This window comes from Streptomyces albipurpureus, from assembly GCF_023701525.1.
In the GTDB taxonomy this organism is placed as follows: Bacteria; Actinomycetota; Actinomycetes; order Streptomycetales; family Streptomycetaceae; genus Streptomyces; species Streptomyces albipurpureus.
Map to the genome: position 1 here is coordinate 147645 of NZ_JAMQAW010000032.1, position 14831 is coordinate 162475.

General features: G+C 62.9%; 26 protein-coding genes. All 26 read left to right on the forward strand.

What is annotated here, in order from left to right; genetic code table 11:
- The first annotated feature begins 5 nt into the window (after nucleotides 1-5).
- The 26 genes from NBG84_RS26100 (at nucleotide 6) to NBG84_RS26225 (ending at nucleotide 14517) form a co-directional block, all read left to right on the forward strand.
- The gene (locus NBG84_RS26100; protein ID WP_250922043.1) at nucleotides 6-518 is read left to right on the forward strand and encodes an H-type lectin domain-containing protein; all 513 of its coding nucleotides are present in this window, start codon (nucleotides 6-8) and stop codon (nucleotides 516-518) included.
- Nucleotides 519-584: 66 nt separating this feature from the next.
- The gene (locus NBG84_RS26105) at nucleotides 585-1481 is read left to right on the forward strand and encodes a peptidoglycan-binding protein LysM (protein ID WP_250922044.1); all 897 of its coding nucleotides are present in this window, start codon (nucleotides 585-587) and stop codon (nucleotides 1479-1481) included.
- A 4-nt stretch (nucleotides 1482-1485) separates the two neighbouring features.
- Nucleotides 1486-1797 (forward strand): hypothetical protein, encoded by a 312-nt coding sequence (locus tag NBG84_RS26110; protein ID WP_250922045.1) that lies wholly within the window; start codon nucleotides 1486-1488, stop codon nucleotides 1795-1797.
- Complete coding sequence (locus NBG84_RS26115; protein ID WP_250922046.1) at nucleotides 1794-2861, forward strand: hypothetical protein; 1068 nt, start codon at nucleotides 1794-1796, stop codon at nucleotides 2859-2861. The genes NBG84_RS26110 and NBG84_RS26115 overlap by 4 nt, the downstream gene beginning before the upstream one ends.
- A 63-nt stretch (nucleotides 2862-2924) precedes the next feature.
- The gene (locus NBG84_RS26120) at nucleotides 2925-3536 is read left to right on the forward strand and encodes a deoxynucleotide monophosphate kinase family protein (RefSeq protein WP_250922047.1); all 612 of its coding nucleotides are present in this window, start codon (nucleotides 2925-2927) and stop codon (nucleotides 3534-3536) included.
- Nucleotides 3537-3545: 9 nt separating this feature from the next.
- Entirely contained in the window at nucleotides 3546-3791 is a 246-nt protein-coding gene (locus NBG84_RS26125) for a hypothetical protein (protein ID WP_250922048.1), read from the forward strand.
- A gap of 68 nt (nucleotides 3792-3859) precedes the next feature.
- Entirely contained in the window at nucleotides 3860-4117 is a 258-nt protein-coding gene (locus tag NBG84_RS26130; protein WP_250922049.1) for a hypothetical protein, read from the forward strand.
- A gap of 313 nt (nucleotides 4118-4430) precedes the next feature.
- On the forward strand, nucleotides 4431-4583 hold the full coding sequence (locus NBG84_RS26135) for an HNH endonuclease (RefSeq protein WP_250922050.1): 153 nt from the start codon (nucleotides 4431-4433) through the stop codon (nucleotides 4581-4583).
- Nucleotides 4584-5491: 908 nt separating this feature from the next.
- The gene (locus tag NBG84_RS26140; RefSeq protein ID WP_250922051.1) at nucleotides 5492-6199 is read left to right on the forward strand and encodes a hypothetical protein; all 708 of its coding nucleotides are present in this window, start codon (nucleotides 5492-5494) and stop codon (nucleotides 6197-6199) included.
- 243 nt (nucleotides 6200-6442) lie between these two features.
- Nucleotides 6443-7246: a PD-(D/E)XK nuclease family protein gene (locus NBG84_RS26145; protein WP_250922052.1), complete on the forward strand. Its 804-nt coding sequence runs from the start codon at nucleotides 6443-6445 to the stop codon at nucleotides 7244-7246.
- Nucleotides 7243-7686 carry a hypothetical protein gene (locus tag NBG84_RS26150; protein WP_250922053.1) on the forward strand — a complete coding sequence of 148 codons (444 nt, stop codon included), beginning with the start codon at nucleotides 7243-7245 and terminating at the stop codon, nucleotides 7684-7686. Before NBG84_RS26145 ends, NBG84_RS26150 begins: the two co-directional genes overlap by 4 nt.
- Nucleotides 7683-7961, forward strand: a complete 279-nt coding sequence (locus NBG84_RS26155; protein ID WP_250922054.1) for a hypothetical protein — start codon at nucleotides 7683-7685, stop codon at nucleotides 7959-7961. The genes NBG84_RS26150 and NBG84_RS26155 overlap by 4 nt, the downstream gene beginning before the upstream one ends.
- On the forward strand, nucleotides 7958-8203 hold the full coding sequence (locus NBG84_RS26160; protein ID WP_250922055.1) for a hypothetical protein: 246 nt from the start codon (nucleotides 7958-7960) through the stop codon (nucleotides 8201-8203). Before NBG84_RS26155 ends, NBG84_RS26160 begins: the two co-directional genes overlap by 4 nt.
- Nucleotides 8204-8270: 67 nt before the next feature.
- On the forward strand, nucleotides 8271-8579 hold the full coding sequence (locus NBG84_RS26165; RefSeq protein WP_250922056.1) for a hypothetical protein: 309 nt from the start codon (nucleotides 8271-8273) through the stop codon (nucleotides 8577-8579).
- 207 nt (nucleotides 8580-8786) lie between these two features.
- Nucleotides 8787-9155, forward strand: coding sequence for a hypothetical protein (locus NBG84_RS26170; RefSeq protein ID WP_250922057.1), 369 nt, complete (start codon nucleotides 8787-8789; stop codon nucleotides 9153-9155).
- Entirely contained in the window at nucleotides 9152-9397 is a 246-nt protein-coding gene (locus tag NBG84_RS26175; protein ID WP_250922058.1) for a hypothetical protein, read from the forward strand. The genes NBG84_RS26170 and NBG84_RS26175 overlap by 4 nt, the downstream gene beginning before the upstream one ends.
- A gap of 187 nt (nucleotides 9398-9584) precedes the next feature.
- Nucleotides 9585-9815, forward strand: coding sequence for a hypothetical protein (locus tag NBG84_RS26180; protein ID WP_250922059.1), 231 nt, complete (start codon nucleotides 9585-9587; stop codon nucleotides 9813-9815).
- Complete coding sequence (locus NBG84_RS26185; RefSeq protein ID WP_250922060.1) at nucleotides 9812-10276, forward strand: hypothetical protein; 465 nt, start codon at nucleotides 9812-9814, stop codon at nucleotides 10274-10276. Before NBG84_RS26180 ends, NBG84_RS26185 begins: the two co-directional genes overlap by 4 nt.
- Nucleotides 10277-10597: 321 nt before the next feature.
- A complete protein-coding gene (locus tag NBG84_RS26190; RefSeq protein WP_250922061.1) occupies nucleotides 10598-10774 on the forward strand; it encodes a hypothetical protein in 177 nt (58 codons plus the stop codon).
- A 166-nt stretch (nucleotides 10775-10940) separates the two neighbouring features.
- Nucleotides 10941-11102: a hypothetical protein gene (locus NBG84_RS26195; RefSeq protein WP_250922062.1), complete on the forward strand. Its 162-nt coding sequence runs from the start codon at nucleotides 10941-10943 to the stop codon at nucleotides 11100-11102.
- A 214-nt stretch (nucleotides 11103-11316) separates the two neighbouring features.
- Complete coding sequence (locus NBG84_RS26200) at nucleotides 11317-11724, forward strand: hypothetical protein (protein ID WP_250922063.1); 408 nt, start codon at nucleotides 11317-11319, stop codon at nucleotides 11722-11724.
- A gap of 262 nt (nucleotides 11725-11986) precedes the next feature.
- Nucleotides 11987-12334, forward strand: coding sequence for a hypothetical protein (locus tag NBG84_RS26205; protein ID WP_250922064.1), 348 nt, complete (start codon nucleotides 11987-11989; stop codon nucleotides 12332-12334).
- Nucleotides 12327-12833, forward strand: coding sequence for a hypothetical protein (locus NBG84_RS26210; RefSeq protein WP_250922065.1), 507 nt, complete (start codon nucleotides 12327-12329; stop codon nucleotides 12831-12833). The genes NBG84_RS26205 and NBG84_RS26210 overlap by 8 nt, the downstream gene beginning before the upstream one ends.
- 44 nt (nucleotides 12834-12877) lie before the next feature.
- Nucleotides 12878-13594, forward strand: coding sequence for a recombination directionality factor (locus tag NBG84_RS26215; RefSeq protein WP_250922066.1), 717 nt, complete (start codon nucleotides 12878-12880; stop codon nucleotides 13592-13594).
- An 88-nt stretch (nucleotides 13595-13682) separates the two neighbouring features.
- Nucleotides 13683-13952, forward strand: coding sequence for a hypothetical protein (locus NBG84_RS26220; RefSeq protein ID WP_250922067.1), 270 nt, complete (start codon nucleotides 13683-13685; stop codon nucleotides 13950-13952).
- Between the two features lie 4 nt (nucleotides 13953-13956).
- A complete protein-coding gene (locus NBG84_RS26225; RefSeq protein ID WP_250922068.1) occupies nucleotides 13957-14517 on the forward strand; it encodes a DNA cytosine methyltransferase in 561 nt (186 codons plus the stop codon).
- The last annotated feature ends 314 nt before the right edge of the window (nucleotides 14518-14831 follow it).

Genomic DNA, 14831 nt, shown 5'->3' on the forward strand with positions numbered 1-14831 from the left:
GATGAATGCCCAACTTCGATCGCTACGACCAAAAAGTCCCATATCCGGTGTTGGGGGATGCCCCCAACATCGAAACGTCAATGCGCGACCTCGTGAACACCTCGATGTCTCGCACCGCTCTGCGTTTCCCTAGCGCAACGCAGAGAACGGCCGTGTTGACCGGCGATAGCGCACCCGTTCTTGGCATGCTGACGTGGCTCGACAACGTAAAACGATACGAGTATTGGGACGGGGCGGCATGGCGACGTGTTGTTCCGCAAGAACAGTCCGGAACGGTCAACGTTTCGTTCACCAATCTCGACGACCGCGTCATACCGGTAGCGTTCCCGCAGGTGTTCAGCGCAGCACCTCGCGTTTTCGCTAACATCAACAGCGCTGCCGGTGTTACAGGCCGTTGGGACGTACGTGCTTATGACGTAACAGCATCCGGCTTCACCATCTTCCTTTACGCCCATCAGCCGGGCGCGCTGGCGACGTGGTCCAACGTGCCGGTGTTTTGGTTTGCCACGTCGGTCTAGCCGCTCAACGCATCTCATTCGCCCCGCATCGTCGGGGCTTTTTCTATGCCCGGGAGGGGAACGCCAATGGGCGAAATCTGGATCAAGGAAGCCGAGAAGTTGGGGGACGGCAGCATCGGCGGAGCTATGGACTCACCGTCCGCGCCCGGACGGGCCATCTGGCACACCACGGAAAGCGGGCACGGGGACACATCCTTTGCGGCCGTCGACGGCCATCTCCGACGCATCGGCGCGGAGCCGCACATCCTCTACGACCCGACGACTGATCGACTCGGGCAGTACGGACCGTTGAATCAGTCCGCTCGTGCGCTTCGCAACGACGGGCTGACGAGGACGAACCGCACCGGACGCGTCTGTATCCAGGTGGAGATACTCGCCCGAGCGTCGAAGCCGTTCACTGGCTACTGGAAGCCCGGCCCCAACTTCAGGGCACTCATGCGAGCCATCCGCTCCTGGGACGTCCCTGACGTCTGGCCGGCCGGCGCACTCGCGACGTCAGGCAGCTCGAAGACGTCACGCAGCAGGACTACTTGGGCGACTAAGGGTGGCCACTACGGACACGCGAACGTCCCTGGAAACGACCACTGGGACCCGGGTCCGATCGACAAGCCCGCCATCTTCAAGGCTGCCAACGTCGAAGAGAAGCCACCTGCAGCGAAGCCTTCCCCGACGCGACAAACTGTTTCGCTCGCAGCGCTCGTCTACTGCGCCACCCACTCCGCAGCCGACGAGGCGACGCGTGAGTACGAGGGACACGTTGCCGTAGTACAGGACGCCCTTGTCGCAGAAGGACGGCTCAAGAAGGGCTCCTTCGACCGTGGTGTTTTCGACGTCGCAACCAAGGCCGCATACGCCGCTGAGCAGCTCGCTCAGGGCTACAAGGGTGATGCCGCCGATGGTGTTCCAGGGAAGGCATCCCTGACGAAGCTGGGGTCTAAGCGAGCCTTCAACGTGAAGGTGTGATCGCTTGAGCGCTGAAATCGTTGTCGCCCTCGTCGGCGCCCTAGCCCTTGTCGTCGCAGCCGCCATCACCACCCTCGTCCCCCTTCTCCTCCGTCGCACGCAGGGCGCTGCCGTGGATGCGGTGGAGGCGGAGGGAGAGCTCACGAGGGAACATCTGGACGCGCACAGCGCAGTGCTGAACTCGCGTATCGATGATGTCCGCGACGACTTGGACGAGGTCCGGGAAAGCGTCGCCCGCGTTCGTGAATGGCAAGCCGGCCACGACGCCGAACACCTACTCATAGGACGACCCACCTCCGGAGGTGAGAACGAATGACCATGCCTCCCGGCATTGCCACAGTAACCCTGTCAGGGCGCTACATCCGTCCCGACGGCGCACCGTTGAAGGGCACCGTCTCCTTTGCCACCCCTGCCCTGCTTACCCTGTCCGGTGCTGACACCATCAGTGCCGGCTCGTCGACTGTGACGCTCGACGAGTCGGGGATGTTCTCCGTCATTCTGGTGGCGACTGACAACGCGCTCATGCAGCCCACGGGGTGGGCCTATCAGGTCACTGAGCGGTTCCAGGACGTCACTGGACGCACCTACGCGATCCAGCTGCCGGGAACCACGCCCACGGTCAACATCGCGGACATCGCGCCAGCAGACCCGTCACAGGGGCAGTACATCATTGTCCCCGGACCCGCTGGACCGGCAGGCGCAACGATCCTCACCGGACTTGGCCTTCCCTCCAACGCTGCCGGCGCCAACGGGGACCTGTACATCGACCTCACACCGGGGGATGTGACCCTGTATGGACCGAAGACTGGCGGCGCATGGCCGGTGGACGGGACGTATCTGGGGTCAGACAACCTGATCTCCTCCGTCAACGGTGCCGTGGGCGTTGTCATTCTGGACGCCGCTGACGTCGGGGCAGACCCTGCGGGAAGTGCAGCATCTGCACAGAGCGCCGCAATCGCTGACGCTGCCAGCAAGTACCTGTCGAAGGTGAGTGGCGGCACTATCACCGGGCCTGTCACCGTCAACCGGGCTACTGCGTCAGACGTCCTGATCGGAGGGCTTGTAGGGACGGAGGCTTTCGACCGCTTCCGGCTGTACGTCGACGGCACACTGGAGTTCGGCTCAGGTATCGCCGCAAGGGATACGAAGTTGTATCGCTCCGCGGCCGGCGTCCTCCGCACGGACACGGCGTTGCAGGCGACGACGAGCTTCCGACTCAACACTTCCTCGCTAGGCGGGGGCGTCGGCGTCGTGGCATTGGCCAACGCGACCACAGTGCCAGCGTCCACCCCGACTGGTGGAGGCGTCCTCTACGTCGAAGCCGGCGCACTGAAGTTCCGAGGATCGGCAGGAACCGTTACAACTATCGCGCCTGCCTAGCGTGACATTTTCCCGCCACCCCCACATAACCACGTGGACAGGATCGACGGCAGGGGAGCGCGCATGGGCAACATCGGCATCATCGGTCGTGCACGGACGGGTAAGGACACTGCCGGACAGTGGCTCATCGACAACCGCGGGTATCGGAGGGTGGCGTTCGCAGACCCGCTGAAGGAAGCGGCGCTGAATCTGGACCCGCTGATCGAGCAGATTGACATGGCGTTCCTGGGCGTCGACGAGCGACCTGACGTTCGGCTGTCCGACCTGGTGGGTTCGTACGGGTGGGAGGAGTCGAAGGAGGTTCCTGAGGTACGTCGCCTCCTCCAAGAACTGGGCGCCTCCATCCGAGCCATCGACGAAGTCTTCTGGCTACGCACCGCGCTCAAGAATGTGACGGCCGCCAATGAGAACGGCACACCGTGCGTCATCACCGACGTCAGGTATCCGAACGAGGCTGTGGCGTTGAAGCGAGCCGGCTTCCACCTCGTCTACATCGACCGACCCGACGTCCCGCACCTGGACCACGAATCGGAAGGCGCGCTGACGGCTGAGGACGCTGACCACGTCATTCCGAACACCACTGACGTGCCGACGTTCCTGCTCCTCGTGGAATCCGTCGCGGATCGCATCACCGACATCGAATCCCGCCGTCACTACGGCCGTTCCTACACCTGAGAGGACCGCATGAAGCGACTCGTGGCCTACCTGAACGACCTCAGCATCCGCCTCTACGTCCGACTACAGACCTTGGCCGCCATGGAGCCTGTACGGCTGCGTGCGGCACTCACGGCCCTCATCCTTGCCGGCGCCTTCATCTTCCCGTCCCTGGCCGCTCCTGCGCTCGCTGAGCGGCTCGTGGCTATCGGGGTGATCGCTCTGCCGATCCTGATGGGCGAGTCGACGAGGCGGAAGGTGACGCCGAGCGAGTAGCGCAGCATCCAGCCCCCTGGTTCTTCGGAGCCAGGGGGCTTTCTGCGTGTGAGGAGAGAAATGAAGACATGCGTGAATTGCTGGGAACTGAAGCTGCTGGAGGGGTTTCGGCCAGGGAACGGTATGAAGGGGCGGGTCAAGTGGTGCCGTCAATGCGAGGAATTGCACGGCCCTTGTATCCCTGTTCGCAACCATCGCCCGAAGCCGAAGCCGAAGCCGAAGCCGAAGCCGAAGCCGAAGCCGAAGCCGAAGCCGAAGCTATGGAGTCCCGATCCGTCCACACTCACAACGCGAGCGTGTCAGCGTTGCCGGTTGGAAAAGCCTGAGGACGAGTTTGCCGGAATGCGCGGTGCCGTATGCGCGCTGTGCCGAAGGGGCAGGGACGCAGAATCGCTTGAGCGGCGCCGGGATGCGGATAGAAGCTGGACAGCCTGGTGCAAGGCGAACCCGGACGTCGTAGCGCGGTACGGTCGAAGGTGGGAGCTTGAAGACGCCCGTAGGCGAGAGCGGAGCACGACTCACAAGAAAAGGTGGCGCATCAAGAACCGAGAGCGGCACCTTGCGGCTGCCCGCCTGGCCGCTCACAGGCGTCGCGCACGCAAGGCGGCTGCAACCGTCGAGCCGTTCACAGTCGATGACATGCTCCGCGATTGGGAGGAGCATGATCTCTACGCCTGCGCCTTCTGCGGCGGGCCTTTCGAAGAGATCGAGCACATCATGCCGCTCTCACGCGGGGGCGAGCACTCCATCGCGACCCGTACGAGTGGTTGGCGGAGAAGTTCCCGGAGCTAGCACTGGTCTTGCTCGACTAGATGCGTGAAGCGTCAACCAAAAGGGCCCCATCGTCTACGGACGGTGGGGCCCTTTTTGCGTTGCGTGGCACGTCAGAAGCTCCGTGAGGCGACTTACGGACCTCGTGATACGGAATTGTATTGCAGGCGGTACAGTCCGGTCATGCCGACCTCACCCGGCCCACTACAGCGCGTCCTAGACGACCTGTGGGCGCGACTACGGCTGTCTGTGCCGGATCTTCCTCCAGCTCGACTTGTCGTATCGCCAAGTGCACCATCCACGAACCACGCCCCCGAGCGATGGCACGTCCCTGACCCGTCAACTGGCGTCGTCACAGGGCTCGTCATCGGCGCTCAGACGCTGACCGACGGCCCGGACGTAGCTCTAGAGACGATCCTGCACGAGGCAGCTCACATTCTCTGTTGGCGACGTGGAATCAATGACACGGCTCGACGAGGCCAGTACCACAATGGAACGTATCTGGCGGCTGCTGACGAGGTAGGGCTGCACTGGCCGGATGGCGTAGACCGTCACGTCAGCACCGGGTATAGCACTCCGCGGCTCACCGACGAGACACGGGCGACGTTTGCGGATCTGCTGGGACACCTGGCAGACGCTATCGACGACGCGCTGCCTCACCTGGCCGTCCCGCAGACCCTTCGGTCAGGTCAGCCGGACCGTATCGCGCTCCAGTGCGAGTGCAAGGGGAGACCTCGAAAACTGTGGGTCTCGCGCACGACGGAGGCACTAGGGCCCATCATCTGCGGTGTCTGTGAGTCTGCCTTTACTAAAGCCGGGTAGGCATAGAAAGTACCTCACGGTATTCTACCCAGTACACCACGTGACCGCCATGAGAGGGCCTGATGAGTAAAGAGGTCGCCCGCCCAGGTAGGGGCGCTCCCGTCCCGGTGGACCCTGACACGCTGCCGGCGCTGGGGCTCGACGATCTGACCGATGAGTCTGAGGCCGAGCTGATCGCACGAGGCTCCGCCTACGCACGAGAGTATGCGCGCGTAGAGCTTCAGCCGACGATCCTGCTGAAGAACATCGCGGCCGTGGTGGTAGCTATTCGCAGACAGCACGACGACTGGCTGGGTACGACGTCCGCCTACCGTCAGGTGGTGGCGGACATGTACCGCCAAGCCGGCATCCCTGCGGACAGTAAAGACAGGCTGCAAAGCGCCGTCCGTTGGCACGTCGGGAATCTTCTACGGCAAACGCTCACCGCGCGCCAGGTGGAGCGGCTGGGACTGCTTCCGACGTCGCCCCTGGAACGTCAGCAGGACTCACGTGCGACGAACGCGGCCCTCGTGGTCGCTGCAACGGTCAGTCGAGACGCCTCGTCATCCACGCCCCGTAAGAAGCGCGGCAAGAGGGGGCAAGACGTCGCGCTGTCTGACGAGGCTGAGCATGCCGGCTCGCCTGTGAAGGCTACGGCTGATCACATCAGGCTGGCGACGGTTGCCGGGAATATTGTGGGTCAAATGGACACGGATGTGATCACACATCACATGACGGACGGGCAGCGGCAGGCGCTCGACGACAAACTGGCCTCGATCTCCCGCACCGTCACCGCCCTCCGTCGCCACACGCGAAAGCCCAGGTCAAAGGCCTGAACGTCGCCTGACGTCGATCAGGCTCCTCCTCCGCGCGGTGCCAAAATGACAAACTAACCCCTATTTTTCTAACCCTATAGAGACCTCTTAAGGGGACTTAGAAAAAGGGGTCTAGTTTGTCTTTTTGTCTCCAGGCTTGGACGAGGGAAGTCGCGGAAGATCCTTCAGCGACAACCGTGACATCTGCCCGGTGCCCCCACATAACTAAGGCGTACCCCGAGAACAACGCCGAGTGGAGGCCGCATGGCCGGAGTGAGCACGATCAAGCGCGGGGATTCCCGCTTCTACATCGATCCCGGTGACGCACACATCAAGGTCCCGGGCGTGACGACGGTGGTCGATCAGCTGCCGAAGAGCTTCCTGAAGTTCTGGGCCGTCAAGGTCACGGCAGAGGCGGCCGTGAAGAACGAGGACGTGTGGCTGCCGCTCGCTCGACGTGACCCGCAAGGGGCCATCGACTATCTGAAGCGGGCACACCTTCGTCAGAGTGGCGACGCCGCTCATGTTGGCAGTATGGCTCACGACCTGTTCGAGCGGGCTGCCCGTGGCGACACCATCAACCCGCGTCACGTTCACGCAGATGTGAAGCAACATCTCCGCTGGTTCCTGGAGTTCCTGGACGAGGTGCAGCCGAAGTTCCTCCATCTGGAGGAGACGGTGTGGAGCGACGAGCACCGGTACGCAGGCAGCTTCGACGCCATCGCGGACGTCGACGGTGAGCGAGTCGTGATCGACTGGAAGACGTCGAGGGACGTCTACGCATCAGTCGCCCTCCAGCTCAGCGCCTACCGCTACGCAGACCGGATCATCCAGGCTTCCGACGGTGAGCCGCTGACGATGCCTGAGCTGGCGGGTGGAGCGGTTCTCCACGTCCGGCCAGAAGGCTGGAAGCTGGTGCCGGTCCAGTGCGACGACGAAGTGTTCCGTAAGTTCCTCGCGCTGCGTGAAGTCTTCGACTGGGAGACGGACATGCAACGCGGAGTGGTCGGACGGCCGATCGCACGTGGGGGCTCGCAGGAGACGGGCACGGAGAGGCGGGCGGTGTGAGCGAGCGGGTGGTTTTCAAGGGCGGGTACTTCGAAGAGAACCCTGATCCGCTGGTCGTGGAGCTGGCATTCCACACCGATAGATGGGACTCGTCGAAAGGGTTCACGAGGATACATCCCAGCCCGGCGCTCTCCGGTGTACAGCTCGACGGATCGGTGTGGCACTCCATGCGCGCTGCGATGCGGGACACCGATCCTGCCTACAAGAAGCTGGAACAGGAGCGCGATGCTCTACAGGAGCAACTTGACGCGATGCGCGCAAAGTATGACATCCTGACTAGCGAACGGGACTGGCAACCCCGGGCATTGTGGGTAGTGCCGAGTCCCGAGACTCTGGAATGTGCCCCTGACACCCCCGTTGGTTCCCTCGCCGACGACCTGAAGAACACCATCGTCAGCCAGGCCCGTGAGATCGCACGACTGAAGGGGGGATCCGCGTGAGCACGCAGGGCGACGCAGTAGAGGATCCAGCGCTCACCGTGGTCACTGTGACCCTTTTCAAAGCAAGCGGGAAGTTCTATACCTCAGAGGAGTGGCGCATCCCAACGCAAGAGCAGATAGACGATGCGGCCGGCAAACCGAGGGTTGCGTATCCGTTCATTCCGCATTGCATGAGGTACAGCCCCGACTTTCGCCGTATCAGCGGTGGAGCGGTGCTCGTTGACACACAGGAGCCATGGGGCTACCCGCATCTGTTCCCGGGGGAGTCCGCATGACCTCGATCCGTCCGCAGAACGGTCGCAACGGTAGGGCCGTTGCGGAGACCATCGCCGGCGTTGCCGTCATCGTCGTCGCACTCATTTCCCTGGCTCTTCAGTCCTGGCTCGTCATGCTCATCATCGGCGCCGTTCATGGCGTCGCAGCTGGCGTTCCGGCGATCGGCTACGGCACAACGGTGTTGTTCGTCTTGGGCGGCAACATGCTGGCCGCTCTGGTCGCACGGGCGTTGCGCAAGTAACTCAAGGCACTCACAGCGGAACGTCCACATAGGGCGTTCCGCTCTCACGCATGTGTGGAGGAGAACGATGACGCTTGACGAACTGATCGTCCTGTTGGAGTCGGTAGATCCTGGAAAGGTGGTTCGACGGGGCTTCAACAACCCGCACTCATATCGCGGCTACTACGACGAGCTTGCCTTCGAGCCGGCATGGGATACGACCGTGGCGGAGATGTTGGAGGCTGTCCGGAGCGCTAAAGGAGCGACCTACGAGGGCTGGAAGGGTGGAGAGTTCACGATGTCGGGCTACACCGAGTGCTGGCTGTCCATCGAAGGTTCGGCGTCCGGCGAGACTCTCGGACGGACACTCGTCGAGCTGATGTTGGGGCTGGAATGAGACGGCTCCGTATCGCGCTGGCACTCTGGCGCAACCTGCGTGTCCGTCATGAGGCGCTGCCGTATCGCATCGGTCGACATCGTCTTGCCGAGTGGGAGAAAGAACTCCTTCTGAGGCGCTCCTAGAACACACTCCCGTTTACCTCAGCCCCCGGTTGCTTCGGCACCGGGGGCTTTGGGCGTGTATCCACACAGCAGAGGAGAGCCGATGGAAACCCCCGGAATGCGTGAACTGACGCACTGGATCGAAAAGACCGCAGACCCCGTCAAGGCGGACGGATATGCGGAGCGGCTCTACGCCACGATTGCGAAGGAAGCCGTCGACGTTGAGCATCTTCGCCTTCGTGCGGAGGCTTCGAACGCCGACCTCGTCGACGAGTACCGCGGAGAAGCCAGTGCCTGTCGCGCGGTACTCCGAGTGCTTCAAGAGTTCGCAGGCAGCCGTGACGACGACACCGCTCGTCGCATATACGTCGTGATCTCCCGTTTCAACCTTGGGGAGATCTCCAGGCCAGGTGGGGGCGCAGGTCAGTACGTGATCCCTGTTGAGCTGCGGGACGAGGAGACAAGCGCGTGAAGCACGCATGCGAAAGACCTCTGATGTTCACCACCTTCGATGGTGGAACGGTCGACGTCGCGTATGCCGGCGCGTGGGCGGACCTCCATCTCCGCGCACCTGACGGCAGGACCGTTGCCACAGTGCGGATGTCCGCGGACGATGCGGTACATCTGATCACGCATCTGGGCGGATACACGGAGTCCGACATGGAGGAGAGCTACCGGGACGGCCGATACGACGCAGAGTCGGAGGCCGCATGACTCTCACTCCGCGGTGCGCTCATGAGTACGTACTGATGCAGGACTCATGCCCTGGGTGTGACGCCGAACAGGAGCGTCCGCACCCTTCCGACCCTGTCAACGTTCGACCGGCATGGGCACAGCGAATGATGCGCCGGTGCCGTCGATGTTCGCTGGTTCCGTCCCATCGAATCCACAAGGAGTCATTGTGATCGCACGTAGGAAGCTCGTCGAAATCGTCCTGACCGATCTGACTCATGGACACCCCAGTTGGGCGACGGATGACCAGCGTCGACGTGCCAACGACACGGTGGACGCGTTCGCGCACGAACTGGCTGAGCAGATCCGAACGGCTGGCGGTTGGGTGGGTGCGGCAACGGACTATCTGCAAGGTATGGACGCAGCGGCCGACCTAATCGACCCGGAGGTGCAGGGATGAACCGACACATCGGTCGCTCCTGGGGTGGCCCTGGCGACTGTGAAGCCCTCTGCCCGTGCCCTAAGGCACCCTGCGGGCTCGTTGACTTCGACAACGTCGACGAGGAATGCGAGCAGCATCCGCCGTTTCGCTGCAAGACGATTCGCACGGGCCACCTTCCGGAGGACTGCCCCGGTGTTGGGCGGGACGTGGTTGTCGCGATGAAGCGGACCATCGAGGCACGACGTGCGGTGGTTGCGGCGGCCGACGAGTGGGACGGCGTCTGCTTCTCCTTCGAACTGGACGACGCCATTGACGAGTATCGCGCGACCGTGGAGCACGAGGCTGCGGAGCGAATCCGCACTCTCGACCGTCGCAAAGTCGATCGGTTCGCGGATGCGTGGGAGGAAGGCGTCGAGCACGCCGCTGAACTCATCGACCCAGACGTTGAATACCCCGAAGATGATGAGGAGGGGTGGTGACGAGGTGAGCGCGAGAGACGAGCTGTACGTCCTGTTGGAGAGCGTCTGCTTGCCGAAGGGACACACTCCCAACCGGCACATCGATCGCTTCGCGCACGAGTTGGCGGAGCGTATCCGGGACAGAGCCAAGTCGTGCGCGGTCTTCAGATCGGAAGACATGCGCCTTAGGGCTGTAAGTCTCCGAGAAGCCGCTGACCTCATCGACCCGAGTTGGTGCGTGAATGACACCGACGGGGATGGAAACTGCGCCGCATGTGTGCGGAATCCGCAGGCTCCGTGTCGTCGACTAGCGGCCAATCTCGCTGACCCGGAGGTGATGTCATGACCCGCATCGAAGCCGGCGAACTGTCGGCCGTCGAGGACGTCATGGATCGCGCGGACGTGTTCCGTGCCGCACACGCACTGATCTCCAACCTGCCATGGGGCGAGACGGTGGGCGTCTATGACGTCCTCCAGGTGGCGAAGTTCCTGATGGAGGATGCGAGGGATTCCGAGTGATCCGACGCAGCAAGGTCCTCGGATGGGGCTACTGCCCGTGTTGCTCCTTCGACACGCAGAGCACACGCACTCCGCGGCGCAGTGCCGTTGCACGTCGCGTTGTGAAGCGCATCGCTAAGCGTCGGGAAGAGCGGCGCTGGGTTCGGGAAGCACAAGAGGAGAGCTGATGGCGAAGATCAAGAGCACCGGCACAGTCGACGTCGAGTTGACGTTCGCAGAACTCGAACTTATCCGTCGCGCGCTGGGGCTCGTGCAGAACTTCGGTTCGGTCGACGACGAGTGGCCCGCACGCGAACTGCTGGGCGATCTCTCGAAGGTGGGCGGATGATGTTCGGACCGTCGAAACCTCCCACACCGGAGGATCTGAAGGAACAAGTCTCGCTCGCCATGCTCACGGTCATCGGAGCCCTGGAGCCTGTCTATGACACGGCCGACGGTATGAGGCGTGACCTGGAGTCCCGTGGGTGGTCCCCGACCATGGCGGAGCATGCAGCGGGCGTTTGGTTGTGCACCACGTTGGCAACCATGGCGGGTGGTGGGAAGTGAGCACCGCTAAGGACGCGCGTGGAGTCGACATAGTGGAAGGGGCGTCGTGCATCTACGGCGCCCCTGTGGGGCGGTCGATTGCGCTGGTGGAAGGCGTCATCGACGGCTTCACACCGTCGGGACGCGTGTGGGTGAAGATCGTTCGTCGTGCGTACGGGGGAGGCTGGGAAGGCGGGAGAGATCGCGTCCACGTCGGGGCTGACCGACTCGTGATCGTCGACAAACTGCCGACGTGTGAGCTTCCGACGGATGCGGAGAAGGCAGCCGATCGGCGGGTAGAGACGATCGCACGCTACCGGGCGTGTATCGCAGCCCTGGAGGCTGGCGAGCCGGCTCAGGGTTGGGAGTCGACGGACGCGCTTCCCAACTACCGACGTTGGCTGGCCGAACTGGAGGCCGTGTGATCACCCTTGCCGACGCCATCCGCCGCGAGTTCGAGCGCACACATCCCAACGGTAAGAACACGCTCAAGTGCACCTCCTGCTACCACCGGAAGGATCGTCTCGACTTCCGTGAGACGCCGTGGCATGGGCGAGCTGCCGCGTGCATGCGGTGCGAAGGGTCGCGCACCCTATGGCGGCAGGAACAGATCTGGTGGGAGCTGGGTCAGACACGGGAGAAGGTGCGTGCCTATCAGCGATACGTGCGACACATAGGGGAGAGCTCATGACCGTCCGAGTACGTCAACGAACCGTGCTGGAGTGGATGTCTGCAACAGAGGCAGGCAAGGTCTACGTGACGACCACCGACATCGGTGCCACCATCGGGACCGAGATCACCTTTGACCACGGATTCGGACCCCAACGCCTCATCGCCTACCGTCCGGGGACGAGGCACCCCAGTACCGCGGAGGAGAGTGCAGGGGAGCACCTGCGATCAGCGTTGGAACAGTTGCAAAGGGACGGGCTACCGCCAATGCCGGGGCATCTGTCCGTTGCGTTGCATGTGGTCATAGCTGCTGACGTCCACTGTCAGCTGTGGAACCCCGATGAAGAGGTGTCGACGGATGAGTGAAGTCGACGAGTACAGCCGCGACGAACGCACCAACGCGTACTACCAGGGATGGGGCGCTCGTGACATGGCTGAGCGCATCGTCCAGTTGGAAGACGAACTAGGCGACGACGTCGATGGCATCTTCACCGGCATGCACGCTGACGTTGCGGAGGCGCACGCAGAGATCGAGCGGCTGACACGGGCCCTTCGCCTGTCCGAAGCGAAGGAAGGCGGTGCTGCTCTCTACGTGGATCAGGCGAACTCCCGGTCGGACATGCTGGAGAACGCCATGGTGGCGTACGAAGGTATCGCAGACGAGCGCGACCGTTACCGCCTCGCCTGGCTCTCTGCTCGACGTCGCGCGAAGCAGCATCGATCATGGTGGCGAGGTGCACGGCACCGGATGAAGACGTACCGCGCAATGCTCCGGCATGAGCACCGGGTGGCGTCCGAGATCGAACAGCTCCGTAAGTCGACTCACGGAAACCGAAACAAACGCGGGTTGCCCCCACATAACTAGAGAGTCGCCACTTGCGACGGAGACGCAACGAAAGGCACTCACACATGGCAAACAACGTGCGCCGCATCTGGGACACCGACCCCGACAGCAAGCCTAAGGATCGACAGTTCACCAACGACATTGTCGGCCGCTTCCGCTCAGGCCGGCTCGTTGGGAAGCAGCCGGAGGCCCTGAACGCGTGGAGGGTGACCACTGGCGATCCAGTGGTCGCGGAGACGATCGTGGAGCTGTTCGGTGGTTCCCCTGAGGAGTGGGACACCGACAAGGAAGACAATCTCGAAGTGCTCACCGACGCAGCGTCAGTTGAGATCATCATCGAGTCGAGCGACAAGATCGACGCGAGTATGAAGCTGTTCGGTATGAGCGGGCTCGCTCACCACTGCGACGGTGTCGAATACCTCAGCCCCGACGAGGACAAGGGCCAGCCGTGCGGCTGCCCGGCGTTGCTTCAAGACCGTAAGGACCGGGCACGGGCGGGACGTGGACCCAAGCCGAGCATCGACTTGACGTTCACATTGGCGGACGCGCCTGAACAGGGCATCTTCCGCTTCAACAGCGGCTCGTGGGAACTGGTCAAGGTACTGCACACCCTGATCGCTGACGTCGACGCCTTCGACGGCCCGGTTCGCGCGACGCTGGCGATCGAGAACGTTTCGTACACCACGAAGGCCGGTCGGGACGTCTCGTTCAACAAGCCGGTGATCAAGGTTCTTGGTTCCGTTGCGGACAGTTCCGCGGGCGATCTTCCTATGGCTGCCTGACGATCCCTCGCAACACAGCGCGGCAGTCCTTCCGAATTGCGCTCGGAAGGACTGCCGCTTTCACGATTCTACTCACACTGGAGAACAGATGGCGCTGTACAAGGTGAGCCGTACGGACACGGTGGACTACGACGAGCACGAGGCAGTAGTGGTTCGCGCGGAGTCCTCGAAGGACGCTCTTGCGTTCGTTACCCGCATCGAAACCGGCGAAGGTCGCAGTGCGATCAGCGGGAAGGCTTTCACGTGGAGCGATCCTGCATACAGAGGGTTCCTGGCTGACGGATCTAACGCCAAGGTGACGCGAATCCGTGGGCGGGGAGAGCCCGGAGAGATCCTCGCGTCCTTCAACGCCGGCTGACGCCGTGCCCATTCTCGAACTCTGCGCCGGCTACGGCGGACTGGGGATGACGGTCGAAGCCCTGACGGGCGACAAGGTGGCGTTCGTTGCGGAGGTGGACGAGGCAGCGAGTCGCATCCTGGCATATCGATTCCCCGACGCACCGAACATTGGTGACATCACAACATTCGACTGGGTGCGGCTCGTCGGCCAGGTCGACATCATCACGGCGGGCTTTCCCTGCCAGGACATCAGCAATGCCGGTAGAAGGGTGGGAATCGATGGCGAGCGCTCAGGTATCTGGAAGAACGTCTGCGAAGCGGTTGGGGTACTTGGACCGCGACTCGTCTTCCTGGAGAACGTGGCAGCAATCCGAACACGGGGACTCTCCGTTGCCGCCGAAGACCTGGCCCGCATCGGGTATGACCTGCGATGGACGTCTGTACGCGCTTCCGAAGCGAACATCGGACTCGCCCACCACCGATACCGATGGTTCGGTGTCGCGACTCCCGCTGTTCCCGACGCCCAGGGCGTCGGACGGCCCGAACGGCGGACCGAATCAGCGCAACAGCAACGGGCAGTATGACGCGCTTCCTGGACACGTGGTGCATTGCCTCCCTGAGCCGAGTGACGTGCAGGACTGGGCCGAGTACGGACCAGCTATTCGCAGGCAAGAGGCTCTCATGGGGCGGTCAGCACCGATCCCCACGGAGATCGGCCCACGGGGTGGACGTCGCCTGACGGCCCGCTTTGCTGAGTGGCTCATGGGTCTGCCTGACGGCTGGGTTACAGACGTGCCGGATCTAGTGCCCGGCGGGAAGGACCCGCGGGCAAAGCAACTGCACGCCATCGGCAACGGAGTATGCCCGCAGCAGGCCTACGAGGCGTTCCGACGGCTTC